Genomic DNA, 13060 nt, shown 5'->3' on the forward strand with positions numbered 1-13060 from the left:
CAGATCTCTCCGCGGTTTTTATTTTTGTTATCAATAAAGATGAATTAGTTCGTTGTACCTCCTTTTTGGGTTTCATTTTTTTTAGCATTCTCCCAACCGTCTTCAGGCATAAGTATGGCTACATTTTTTTCTTTTGTCAGATATTTCCTGGCAACATCCTGAAGGTCTTTTACCGTAAGTCCTTTTACTTTATCCGGGTAATTCAGAATATTATATTGATCACTTCCGTCTAATTGATTTTGAGCAATTCCCTGTAACCAGAATCCATTGTCTTTAAGACTTGTTTTATATTCATTGTATTCTCCTTCTTTGTATTTATCGAGATCTTTTTGTTCAGGGCCCATGTCTATCAGTTTTTGTAATTCGGCTACTGCACTTTTTGTAAGCTGATCTACATTTTCAGGGCCACAAGGGAAATTAATGCTAAAATCATAGGCACTGTAAGGGATTTTACTGAAGCTTCCGCTTGCGCTTCCGCCGTAAATACCGCTTTCGTCTTCTCTCAGTTTTTCGAGGACTTTAATCGTAGCGACCTCTCCAAGAGCTGAAAGTGCCATAGCTTCCTTCTCATTATAAGGCGCTTCTCCGCTGTAAGAAATTGTGACAAGGCTCTTCGGTTCTTTTCCTTTTTTATAAACCTTTGTATATCCTCCTTTCACTGGTCTGTAGCCTGTATCTTTAAATGTAGACGATTTTCCGGTAGCAGGAAGGGAAGCAATATACTGCAGGATCTCACTTTTAAGCTGTCCTTCATCTATATTCCCCACAAAATAGAAGTGGAAATTACCTGCATTGGCAAACTTATCTTTGTAAATATCATATGCTTTTTTATAATCTGTATTCGCCCAGTCTTTTTCGGTAGGTTCAAGGCCGGTAAATCTTGGATTCTTCTGATTGATAAATTTGGAATATTCACTGGAGAAATAGTATTCCGGATCAGAATCCACATTCGCCAGTATGGCAGATTTCTTTGTTTTATAGGTGTTGAATGATTCCGGGTTATAATTTAAGTCTGTAAAGCAGGCATAGATCAGTTCCATGGCAGTCTTCAGATCTTTTTTCGAACTTGTTCCTGAAATACCTTCTGTAAGACCACCGACATAAGAGCTTACACTCACCTGTTTTCCTGCAAGATAGTGAGCAAGATCTGTCTTTGAAAGCCCTGCTAATCCGGCTTCCAGTAAAGCATCAAATGCAAATTTTGTTTTATTGTAATCGGCATCCGGAATGACAGACAGTCCTCCCAGGCTTATTGCTGCAAAAACAATCTCATCATCCTTAAAATCTGTTTTCTTGAAAGTAACCTTAGCACCGTTGTTCAAAGTCCATGTGGTCGTTCCTAATTTGGCGTCTGCTTCTGTTTTAGTAATTTTCCCTTCGGATTTAAAAGGTTTTACTAAGCTTTCAGTTTTCTTTTTTTCTTCATAAGGTTTAAGATCAGCCACTTTTACAGCATCAAATGTCTTCAGAACCATCGCCTCTTTTGGCATGGTAATACCTTCCTTTTTTGGACCTGTAATAATAATGACCCTGCTGTCATTCTTTACCCGCTTTTTGATAATTTCATTGGTCTGTTCCAGCGCTATGGATGGAAGAACTTCTTTAATATGTTCATATCCCCAGGTAATTCCAGGTATTGGCTCCTGTCTCAGGAAATGGTTCACGTAGCCATCGATAAGTTCACCGCTTTGGTTTTTGTCTTTGTTGTTGTAAGCCCATTCATAAGAGGAAAGCATCCCGGCTTTTGCCCTGTCCAGTTCAGATTGGGTAAATCCGAATCTTTTGGCTCTTTCCACTTCTTCCAAAAGAACTTTCAACGCATTCAACTGGTCGCCGTCTTTTGTAGCTGCGGCACCCTGAAATGCTTCTTTGTTTCTTGTGTAAGTTCCTCCATGGTATACTGAACCATAAGTAAAAGGAGGATTTGGAGAATTAACCAGTTCTGCCAGTCTGCTGTTCAGCATAATATTTACAAGGCCTTCAACAATACTTCTATCATATTGCTGCACTGTTACATCCGGCTGGTACACTTCAGAATCTTTGATAATGAACTGCACTCCTGAAGCCGTAGCATCAGGATCAGTCTCAATAGCAACCAGTGCTTCTTTATGATTCGGAAGATCAAATGATTTTCTTTCTCTGGGTTTTGAAGGATTTTTATATTGGCTGAAGTTATTCCTGATCTTTTTCTCTATTTCATCCACATTGATATCTCCTACTACCACAATTGCCATCAGATCCGGACGGTACCAATCCTGATGGAACTTCCGGATAAGATCAGGTCTGAAGTTTTCCAGCACTTCTTTTTTACCGATAGGAAGTCTTTCTGCGTACTGAGATTGGTATAAAAGCTTTGGCAGGTATTTATCCATCATTCTCTTATCCGGTCCGAGACCTAATCTTAGCTCTTCCAGTACCACTCCTCTTTCTTTATTGATCTGTTCATCAGAAAGTGTTGCGTTAAATGCCCAGTCTTCCATTACTTTCAGACCGGCATCCAGATTTCCAGGTTTATCCAACGGGACAGGAAGCATGTAGACGGTTTCGTCAAAGCCGGTGTAAGCATTAAGGTGCTGCCCGAATTTTACCCCGATAGATTGTAAAAAGTCTACTAATTTATTGTCAGGAAAATTTTTGGTTCCGTTGAAGTTCATATGCTCCATAAAGTGAGCCAGTCCTCTCTGATTTTCGTCTTCAAGAATAGATCCGGCATTGATTGCCAGACGGAATTCTACTTTTTTTTCCGGTAAAACATTTTTTTTGATATAGTACTTCATTCCATTGGAAAGAGTACCGATTCTTACGGACGGATCCACAGGGATGTTTTGTCCATAGATATTGACAGACATCAGGAAGATGGCTGAAAACGAAGATAACATTCTTTTCATCTACATTATTTTTTGACCTTTCAAAAATATCAATTCTCCCAGTGACCGGGCTTTAGCAGAGGGTTAAATTCAAGTTAAAAAATTTAATTATTATAAAATGAAAGCAAATTGTTTCTTTTATATTACTTATATTGATTTTTAATTAAAAACATTCATTAATTATTTAAAATAGACTAATTAAAAATAATCTCATCTGATTCATTTTTCTTGAAATTACGGTTAACAGATCCATATATACTTCTTTTAAACCCAAAAAACCGTTGTAAAACACAACAGTCATATTATTTTGATTAAAAAAATTCAGTTATTAAACCTGATTTCTGAAACACTGCAATAGCATATTAAGAAAACTTATTGGCATTTGGTTCATATTTTCTACCATAAAAAAACCGGGAATTCCCGGTTTTGATGACTTAAAAAAGTATTTTATTATTTAAAATCAGCATCCGTTACTCCGGAGTTGATCAAAACTTTTGTTGTTTTAATGGTCATTTTCTGACCTCCACCCTCAGCTTCCACTTCAGCCGGGAATTGTATTCCGTCTACAGCCATATAGCTTTTAATGGTTGCCTTTCCTTCACCGGCATCCGTCTTATACAAAAGTCCGGTTCCGGCATCGAAATAGAATTTTCCTTTATCGGAAGACAAAACATTATACTCTTTTCCGTCAAGTTTTTCTGTAGATACTGTCTTGAAATTAGATGCATCAAATGCTAAAGCATCCATTGGTTTTCCTTTCATCAGGTCAGCAATCTTGTCAGCAGGAATATCTGTTTTAGTTCCCATCTGATCAAAATATCCTTTCTCACCGTCAAAAAGCTGCACCATTTCTTTTCCCATAAAAGATTGTACAGATTTGAATTTATTTCCTAATTTCTTAGTTGTCATTTGGATTTCCATTCCCTGCACGGCAACGGTATTGTCAGTAATGGTAGATTTTACAGCGTCTAGTTTATCTTTTCCACCTAGTGCTTTGAAATAATTATCAATAACCTCTTTAGGTGTAAGTTTTGATTGTACGGCTTCTGTTTTAGCAGATGCAGCCCCTTTCTTCTGAGCTGCTGCAGGTACTGAGAAAAGTACAGCGCAGAAAAATGGAATGATGATCTTTTTCATATTTATAATAAAGTTTAAAGGGTAAATATAGGAATATTGGCGGACATACAAATAAGTAATGAGTAATGAGCAATTAGTAATGATTGATAAATTGATAGTTGATGATTGATGAATGCTCTACAAGAACTTTGGAAACAAAAACCCGGCCAATTGGTATACGGAACATATCTGACGTAATTCTTAGAAGAGATTTACAACAAAAAACCGCCAAAAAATTGACGGTTTTCAAATATTTATATCCGGGTATAATTATTTCTTAAGTTCTTCTAAAAATTCGTCGTGAGAAATTTTAGTTTCTTTTTTAGTCGCTTTTTCAAGAATTACATCTTTCAGTTTAGCCATAGCTACTTCAGAAGAAATTTGTCTTACCTGCTCCTGGTCTTTCAACATTTCAACAGCATATTTCTGGATTTCTTCATCTCCTAAGTGGTGGATTCCGTAGATAGCCAATTGGTTTTTCACCAACTGTTCAGCCTGAGCCAATACATCAGCATAGTCAAGGTTGATTTCGTTCTCAGTCATCAATTTACCTTCGATGATCTGATATTTCAACTGGTTTTTCTCAGCTTCAAGAATTTCTTTAGCCTGTTCTTCAGATTGGATATTCTGATTAGAGAATAATAACCACTTCACAAGGAAAGATTCAGGAAGTTTTACTTCTTCTTTCTCAGTTACCTGCTCCAATACTTTATTCACAAAGTGAACATCAGCATTCTGCTGGAAATACTCGTCTAATTCAGTTTTTACTTTATCTTTAAGCTCTTCTTCAGACTTGATGTTTCCTTCTCCGTATACTTTGTCGAAAAGATCCTGGTTCAGCTCAGCTAAGTTTAATGAATAGAAATCTTTCACTTTAACTTCTACTTCATTGTGGTGTAAGTGCTCAACTTCTTCTTTGCTGAATCCTAATTCTTTAGCTAATTCTTCATCACCTGCAAGAGTTTCTTTAGATACTTTTACAGATTCCTCCATTTTCAACCCTTTTACCAACTTGAAAGCTTCTTTGTTTTCAGCTGTAATAGTAAGGTTTTTTGGGTGGTGGTGGTGCTCACCTTCAGCATCTTCTTCCACAACCTGAGAAACTTCTAAAGCAATGTAAGAATCTTTAGTGATTTTATCTTGAGGAACCTGCTCTGCGAAACGCTTCTGCATGTTTTCAATGCTCTTACCGATTTCTTTGTCAGAAGCTTCTACTTTGTAGTGAGGAGCTTCATATTTAGCTAAATCTATAGTGAATTCAGGCTCAAATCCTACTTCGAAAGCAACTTCTAATTGATCAGCATTGTAATCGAATTCGTTTACTGGCTGAGGAACAGGCTGACCAACTAATCTTAGTTTGTTTTCATTAACATAGTTGTTTAAAGCATCAGAAACTTGTCTGTTGATTTCTTCAAATGCAATACCTGCTTCATATTGTTTTTTAACCATACTCAAAGGCACTTTCCCTTTTCTGAATCCAGGAACTTGCGCATTTTTAGCATAATTAATCAACTGCTTCTCTACTTTTTCTTTGTAGTCAGATTTTTCCAATGTTACTGTAAGCAATGCACTTACATCATCATGGTTTTGTGCGGTAACCTTCATTATTGATTAAAATTTTAGGTTGCAAAAATAGGAATTTTTTATGAAAAAAACTCATTTAAAATCAACTTATAAAGCCAAATATTGTTAAATAAAAAACCACCGGAAAATTCCGGTGGCCCAAACAAGATTAATTGTCCTAATTACTTAGGTTGTATTTTGCCTCAGCATCTGTTTCTCCTCCTACTACGCTTCCCCAGGCAGTTCCTGATTTGGCATCATTTACGCTTTGTGGAGAGTGAATCAGAGTTAATTTTAAAAATGGTTCTGTTCCATCAACAGCTTTTACAACAGTCCATTTTGTTCTCAGTCCTACTCTTTTGCCATCGCTTCTAAGATCACTACCATCTACTCTTTCAATAGTAATATTAGATTTTGGGAAATCAAAAATTAAAAAATGTTCGTTTTTAGCATCGATGATTTCCTGAGTAGCATCTTCATTTCCATTTTTAAATTTTGCCTGAACAGTATAGGTTTTACCATTTGTAAGCGGAATCGTAGGTGTTCCTCCTGCTCCGATACTGTAATCATAAGTCTGAGTAGTTCCAGCCGCATCATCTGTCACCAACAAAAGGATGTTGGTAAGTTCTTCCTGAGGAAGATCATCTTCTTCTGCGGAACCGTTTCTCTGACAAGAAGTAACAACAGTAACAGTGATGAATAAAACAGCTAATAATTTGATAATATTTTTAGTATTGAATAGATTTTTCATTTTTTAAGAATTTTAAAATTGTAAAATTTTTGATTGAATAGTTAATCTTTAGAATCTGTATCTAAAGTTTAAAATAAAGTTTCTTCCAGCCTCATTTGCAAAGAATCTTAAACGGTTCAGATATTCTCTGTAAGAAGTATTGAAAAGATTGTTTACGATAAGTCCTGCAGAAAGATTTTTGCTGATGTTGATTCCGGTTTGGATATTCCAAAGTGAATATCCGTTGGGTGGAGTACTGAAATCTATTTCCTTGTCCACCAATTCACCATTCACATACAGCTCTAATGTGGCATTTCTAATCGGAAATCTGGTTTGTTTTAAAAATGTTTGATTTTCAACAGTGAAATAGAAGTTGCTCCAGTTCTGTTTTTTAAACTGCAATGCATTGGAAAAATTTGGGGGCATCATTAAAATTAACGGCTCATCATGGGTATCATCCTGACCATACACGTAGCTTCCTTTTCCTACATAGGTAAGGTTATCAGTAAGTCTCCAGTTGACATCCAAATCCACTCCATACATTTTTGCATCAATCTGCTGATAAGCCCATTCCGGAAATACACCTCTGATTGTTCCTTTAATTCCTACAGGAATTTCATTAATGAAATTTTTAGTAATGAAAAAATATGGATTCACAGAGACATTTAACCCTTTCAGAACATTAAACTTTGAGTCAACATTCAAATTAAACTGATGTCCCTGTTCATTTTTCAATCCCATATACCCGGTTTCAATAATTCCTGCAGAATGGTGCAGTCCATCTGAAAATAATTCAGCGACATTAGGAGATCTTCCCACTTTTGCGTAATTAAATTTCAGATCAAAATTAGCATTGGGACGGTATTCCAAACCTGCATTGAAAGAAACGTTATTATAATTTAGCTGAGGGCGTGTTAAAACTCTGTTTTGATCTGTTTTCACATAAAATTGTGGATAAGCATCTGCATATAATTTTTCCCAGTCACTTTTATCATACCATTTGGTTACATCATAACGGGTAAAGTCATATCTTGCTCCTGCTTCAAAATTGAATTCAGGTGAAATTTTATATTTGAAAACAGAATATGCTCCCGCAGAATATTTATCGTAATTGGGTATCAGACGTCTTGCTTTGGTTGCCGGATCTGAATAATTGTTTTGAAAACTTGCATCAATTCCGGTTTCTAAAGACCATTTTTCCCTTTCTAATAAATCATTAATGTTAAATTGATGTGTCATGAGCTCCATATCAAGTGAGGGAGTTTCGTTTAGATTTCCTCTTCTGATATCATATTCCTGTCTGTGATTATACTGATAGCTATACGTTGCAGATAGTTTTCCTATATTTTCAAATCTTTTGAAAGCTGAAACTTTTGCGATATGATGCTCAATAACCTGTCTCGGATTATCAATATCATAAGTGAATTTGCCTGAATATATTGGCGGATTGGCATTCATGGCTCTGTCATAATCTTCAGAAGTTGAGACGTGTGAATCTCTTAATATCCCTATGTTCTGATTCGTCAGATAATAATCAAAGGAAATTCCTCTTTCATAAGTATTATTTTGAACAGTGAAATTGAAGGAAGAAAAATCCATTCCCGTATTTTTCAGATTATAATTGGGAGCACTCTGATCCCCCAGTTTCTTAATGCTTCCTCCAGATTTTACAGCCCATCCGTTTTTCCACACTCTGGCAACATCTGCATCTAATCCAAGCCCCCTTCCATTGGAGATTCCGGTAAGTCCGATTGAACCTTTTATGGTATCTTTTTTAGGAAAAATTTCCGGTTCCATTACCACAACTCCACCAATAGCATCGCTTCCATATTTCAAAGCAGATGCTCCTTTTATCACGTCGATATGTTGAAAATTATTAATATCAACATTCGGAGCATGTTCTACTCCCCATTCCTGCTCAGCAAGACGTACCCCATTGTTCAGAATACAGATACGGCTTCCATACAACCCGTGAATAACAGGTTTTGAAATATTATTCCCGGTCTTCAAAGCAGTTACCCCTGAAATTCTAGATAATAAATTCCCAAGATTGTCTGTAGAATTTTTCTCTATATCAGATTTATTGAGTGTTTTAACTACCAGTGAACCATTATTTTTATGACTTCCATGAATAGTCACAGTTTCGATATCTTTAATATGGTGTTCCAGTGTAATCACCAGCTGAACATCCTTATCAACTCCTATATTTTCAGTATAATCATTGCAATCAGGATGTTGAGCAATGAGTGTATACTTTCCTGCAGGAATTTTGTCAAAAGAAAACTGACCTTTCTTATTGGTTTTAGCTGTAAAGTTCCCGATTTTAATCACTGCATTTTCCAGCCATGTTTTATCATGGAAATCCTGAACGGTTCCCTCTACAGTATAAGTTTTTTGTGCACTTGTAAATACTGATCCACAAAAGACCAGCAGCAGGCAATATATCAATTTCATTGTAAATAGATTGATTGCGCACCCTTTTCAACAGGGTACATTTTCGTTAAAATTTGTGAGAAGGGCTAGTTTTAAATGTACAATGTAAAAGTCTAATGTCTGATGAGAGGTTAGAGGTTAGAAGCTAGAAATTAGTAATTGAACATTATTTAAATACCAATTACAAATTAACAGTTGTTTTTCCAGCAACTTTAAACCTTAAACCTTAAACATTGAACTTTAAAGTACAGAACTTTAAACCCTATAGAATCTATGAATTATGCAAATGCGGGCGGTCCCCGAAGCTGGAAGGTGAATTTGGTCTGTGACCAGATTTTCTCCTGAATGGCGATGATTTGTTTTACTTCATGGCTGTAATGCTCAAAAGTAAAGTTGAATTCTTCAGGAGCTAATGTATGTCCGGTAACCAAAAAGTGGCAGGCCAGACAGTCGCCAGCTTTCTCTTTAGTAACGGCTTTCGTCATTGTATTCTCTGCTTTTTTAAGATGAAAAGCCTTAAAATAGTCTACAGAATCATGATGGTGAAAGCTTTGAGAAAGCAGCGCAAGGAAATACACTCCAAACAACAGTTTGGAGATAAAACTCTTTAGGTTTCTGCTTTCTTTAAAAATCATGGTTCAAAATTATGAAAATAATTTAATTGTTTCCTTAAACTTTTATTAAATTACTTAATAACTGTTGACAATAGGTAGAAGTAAATACGGTTTTGTTACAAAAAAAATGCTTCATCATTTTTGGTTGATAAAGCATTTATATTGTAGTTTAATCCAGTTGGGTTCCAAGATATTCCCACTCCTGTAAAGCTGTATCCAGCTCCTCCTTAGCTTTGTTGTATTCTTCTAAGGTTTCATCTGAAGGATTTTCTTTGGCAAAAGATGCTTCCATCTGCTCTACTTTTGTTTCAAGCTCAGAAATTTTCTCTTCTACTTTCTTTATTTTATTCTGAATATTTTTCTGTTCTTTCGTCACAATATTTGAAGACTGGCTGCTGCTTACAACAGGTTTTTCCTCTACTTTCTTGGGTTCAACCTTTACTTCCGTATGAAGTTTGGCTTTTTCTGCAGAAATCTCTCTGATGGTTTCTTTCTGTCTGTACTCAAGATATTCATTGATATCACCAAGGAATTCTTTCATTTTCCCATCACGGAATTCGTAGATTTTATCACAAAGTCCCTGAAGGAATTCCCTGTCGTGAGAGATGACAATTAAAGTTCCTTCAAAATTCTGCAGTGCCAGCTTGATAATTTCCTTAGACTGGATATCAAGGTGGTTGGTAGGTTCGTCCATGATCAGCGTGTTGAAAGGACGAAGCAACAGTTTACAAAGTGCCAGACGGTTTCTCTCTCCTCCGGAAAGTACTTTTGTTTTCTTAGTAACGGCATCTCCCTGGAAAAGGAAAGATCCTAATAAGTCTCTTACTCTTGGTCTTGTTTCTTCTGTTGCTGCATCTTCAGCTTCTTCCAGAACCGTTTTATTAGGTGTTAAAACCTCTTCCTGATTCTGAGCGAAATATCCAATGTTGACATTATGTCCAAGATTCCAGGTTCCTGAATAGTCTTTGATATCTCCTGCCAGGATTTTAGCCAGCGTAGTTTTTCCCTGACCGTTCTGCCCCAGAAGGGCAATTCTGTCTCCTCTCTGAACGATGAAGTCTACATCATCAAAAATCTGCTTCTGTCCGTAGGCTTTTCCAAGATTGATCGCTTCGAAGATCACTTTTCCCGGAACCATAGACTGTACGAAACGGATATTGAATTTTGAAACGTCTTCGTTATCCACTTCAATACGTTCAATCTTATCTAATTTTTTAATAAGTGACTGCGCGAAAGAAGCTTTGGTAGCACTTGCACGGAACTTATTAATGTTATCCTCCATTTGTTTGATCTCCGCATCCTGATTCTTTTTAGCCTGAATCAGTTTTTCACGGCGGTCTTCTCTCATGATCAGATACTTGGAATAGTTGGCTTTGTAATCGTCAACTTTTTTATTGTTGATATCAAAAGTACGGTTACAAACCGCTGTCATAAACTGTTTATCGTGACTTACCAGAACAATAGCTCCGGGATAATCCTTAAGGAAGTTCTCCAACCAGATGATGGATTCCATATCCAGGTGGTTGGTAGGCTCATCGAGAAGCATGATATCGTTCTTCTGAAGAAGTAATTTTGCCAATTCGATTCTCATTCTCCATCCTCCGGAAAATTCATCGGTGATTTTCTGGAAATCATCTGCTTTAAATCCTAAACCGAATAACACTTTTTCCATGTCACCCTCAAGATTGTAGGCATCATGGTTCATCAAAAGGTCATTCAGCTCGGTCATTTTATTAATCAGATCCGTATAGGAATCACTTTCGTAATCTGTTCTTACAGTCATCTGGTGATTCACTTCTTCAAGCTCATTCTTCCAGGCATTGATCTGTTCAAAAGCCTGCATGGTTTCTGCCCAGACCGTTCTTCCTTTTACGAAATCAAGATCCTGCTTCAGGAAACCAATGGTAACACTTCCTTCAGTGACAACTTCTCCCTCGTAGAAATTAATTTCTCCGGAAAGCATTTTCAATAAAGTGGATTTTCCTGCTCCGTTTTTACCAACGAGACCCACTTTATCATCCTTTTTAATGGTGAAATTGACATTTTGAAATAAATAATTTCCTGAATGATGTAATCCTAAACTTTGAACCGAAAGCATCTTAATTAATAATTAGTAATGAATAATGAATTTTCGGGTGCAAAAATACGGAAAAAGAAATGAATAGCCGAGAAATAAAAAAACAGGCCAGAATTTGGCAATTTTTCTCTGTAGGTAAAACATTAAACCGCAAAAAAGGAGACACCATGAGATGTCCCCTAACCTAAATTTAAAACTGAGAAGTATTTTCACGAATGCTTCTATTCATTTACTCTAACAGCTGCCGGTGTTTTTACAATAGAGCGAAGCCAGATATCATTATTGGGAACGTTTGTTCCATAAAGAAAATCTGCAACAAAGCTGTCTTCCGGCAGATGAAGTTCTACGGAAAGTCTTTTTGTCCGGCTTGTTTCATCAACGGAGGTACTGCTTGATACATTTAATCCGTTATTGATCAGCTCAATATTAATTTCACGCTGGGTTCTGTACCGGAAACTGTTACTGTACAATCCGAAGTTTGATGAAATATGCGTATACTCTGCAAATTTTCCGAAATCATATATTGGCTTTTTGTTTCCGGAAAGATCCTTCAGATATTCTTTCATTTTACTATAATACCTGTTAAGAAAAGAATGTTTATTATAATCTGTTCCGAAATAGGCTTCATTTTCTGTACTAAACACTGACAATATGATATTGGTCTCATCCATCATCAGTTTTCCATATACTTTTGAGAGGTCGTTATATACTTTATCCCTGCATACAAATGCCTGCGAAAGTCCATTCACTGTTTCCACTTTATATTCTGAGAGCAATGCATCCCAGATTTTATTTCCATCAGCACTGGTTTTTGCATTTCTGATATCTGAAACATAGCTATGCAGATCATCAACATTTGCGAAATCTGTAGAAATATAAACAGATTGCGGTCCTTCAAGATAGCCGCCTCCAATATCGGCATGATCTCCGGGAACGAATACTTCTTTCCAAACTGATGATTTTTTTTCTGATTTCTGATCCTTCATTGTTCTTGAATTCTCAAATAAGCCGGTAAGCGGAAAGAAAAACCTGCCCTCATTAGCTGCACAGAAATGCAGAGCATTCTCTATCTGTACAGACATATTCATATTATAGGTATTAAAAGGTTTGGACTCTACCGTATCAAAAAGCCCCAAAAATTTTATTCTGCAATTTCCCACAGCATAATGAGTCAGAAGCTGATTACATAAGGTTCTTGCCAACATACCTCCCCGGCCGAATCCGTATACATAAAAATGGTATTCTTTGGTGTCATCATAGGCTATTTTTTGCACAAATTCCCCTGCTTTCTGAAGTTTATCATCAGATGAATAACCACTTCCATAGGGTGGGTTTGCACATGTTGCCATAGCAAAATTATTATCTTCATGCCCCGTTACAGTACCAATTCCTTCAATATATATCTTTTCATCTCCAACGAACAGACTGTATAATTTATAGATATTGCTGAAAGTCCCGTAGTAACTTTCATTATTATTCAGCGGTTTATCCGGTGAAAGGATATTGACTCCATTGTTTCCTGTGCCGTCAAAGAAAATCCCGACGGAAATCACTCTGTTACCATTCATGTTTCTACTTTAATTTTTTATTACAGATCCTGTTGTGTTTTTTTCAACTGACATCCCTTAAAGAGACATTCCAAAATAACAGAAGAAAAACA

8 protein-coding genes are annotated in these 13060 nt (G+C 36.4%); all 8 read right to left on the bottom strand.

Annotated features, from left to right (window positions below; genetic code table 11):
• Positions 1 to 44: 44 nt before the first annotated feature.
• The 8 genes from JNG87_RS00765 to JNG87_RS00800 all read right to left on the bottom strand — a co-directional run bounded on the left by JNG87_RS00765 (position 45) and on the right by JNG87_RS00800 (position 12968).
• Positions 45 to 2888 (bottom strand): M16 family metallopeptidase, encoded by a 2844-nt coding sequence (locus JNG87_RS00765; RefSeq protein ID WP_202841144.1) that lies wholly within the window; start codon positions 2886 to 2888, stop codon positions 45 to 47.
• 429 nt (positions 2889 to 3317) lie between these two features.
• On the bottom strand, positions 3318 to 4004 hold the full coding sequence (locus JNG87_RS00770) for a hypothetical protein (RefSeq protein ID WP_202841146.1): 687 nt from the start codon (positions 4002 to 4004) through the stop codon (positions 3318 to 3320).
• A gap of 249 nt (positions 4005 to 4253) precedes the next feature.
• A complete protein-coding gene (locus JNG87_RS00775; RefSeq protein WP_202841148.1) occupies positions 4254 to 5588 on the bottom strand; it encodes a trigger factor in 1335 nt (444 codons plus the stop codon).
• A 136-nt stretch (positions 5589 to 5724) separates the two neighbouring features.
• Positions 5725 to 6297, bottom strand: a complete 573-nt coding sequence (locus JNG87_RS00780) for a hypothetical protein (RefSeq protein WP_202841149.1) — start codon at positions 6295 to 6297, stop codon at positions 5725 to 5727.
• A 48-nt stretch (positions 6298 to 6345) separates the two neighbouring features.
• The gene (locus JNG87_RS00785) at positions 6346 to 8730 is read right to left on the bottom strand and encodes a TonB-dependent receptor (RefSeq protein ID WP_202841150.1); all 2385 of its coding nucleotides are present in this window, start codon (positions 8728 to 8730) and stop codon (positions 6346 to 6348) included.
• Between the two features lie 257 nt (positions 8731 to 8987).
• Positions 8988 to 9344 carry a hypothetical protein gene (locus JNG87_RS00790; protein WP_238349641.1) on the bottom strand — a complete coding sequence of 119 codons (357 nt, stop codon included), beginning with the start codon at positions 9342 to 9344 and terminating at the stop codon, positions 8988 to 8990.
• Between the two features lie 148 nt (positions 9345 to 9492).
• Complete coding sequence (locus tag JNG87_RS00795) at positions 9493 to 11421, bottom strand: ABC-F family ATP-binding cassette domain-containing protein (RefSeq protein ID WP_137905759.1); 1929 nt, start codon at positions 11419 to 11421, stop codon at positions 9493 to 9495.
• A 200-nt stretch (positions 11422 to 11621) separates the two neighbouring features.
• Positions 11622 to 12968 carry a T6SS phospholipase effector Tle1-like catalytic domain-containing protein gene (locus JNG87_RS00800; RefSeq protein WP_202841151.1) on the bottom strand — a complete coding sequence of 449 codons (1347 nt, stop codon included), beginning with the start codon at positions 12966 to 12968 and terminating at the stop codon, positions 11622 to 11624.
• Positions 12969 to 13060 lie beyond the last annotated feature (92 nt).

The organism is Chryseobacterium cucumeris, assembly GCF_016775705.1.
Classification (GTDB): domain Bacteria; phylum Bacteroidota; class Bacteroidia; order Flavobacteriales; family Weeksellaceae; genus Chryseobacterium; species Chryseobacterium cupriresistens.

Bases quoted from the DNA above. Each gene is read 5' to 3' on its own strand.
- JNG87_RS00795 (WP_137905759.1), bottom strand. From the start codon at position 11,421: ATGCTTTCGGTTCAAAGTTTAGGATTACATCATTCAGGAAATTATTTA.
- JNG87_RS00790 (WP_238349641.1), bottom strand. From the start codon at position 9,344: ATGATTTTTAAAGAAAGCAGAAACCTAAAGAGTTTTATCTCCAAACTG.
- JNG87_RS00785 (WP_202841150.1), bottom strand. From the start codon at position 8,730: ATGAAATTGATATATTGCCTGCTGCTGGTCTTTTGTGGATCAGTATTT.
- JNG87_RS00770 (WP_202841146.1), bottom strand. From the start codon at position 4,004: ATGAAAAAGATCATCATTCCATTTTTCTGCGCTGTACTTTTCTCAGTA.
- JNG87_RS00800 (WP_202841151.1), bottom strand. From the start codon at position 12,968: ATGAATGGTAACAGAGTGATTTCCGTCGGGATTTTCTTTGACGGCACA.
- JNG87_RS00780 (WP_202841149.1), bottom strand. From the start codon at position 6,297: ATGAAAAATCTATTCAATACTAAAAATATTATCAAATTATTAGCTGTT.
- JNG87_RS00775 (WP_202841148.1), bottom strand. From the start codon at position 5,588: ATGAAGGTTACCGCACAAAACCATGATGATGTAAGTGCATTGCTTACA.
- JNG87_RS00765 (WP_202841144.1), bottom strand. From the start codon at position 2,888: ATGAAAAGAATGTTATCTTCGTTTTCAGCCATCTTCCTGATGTCTGTC.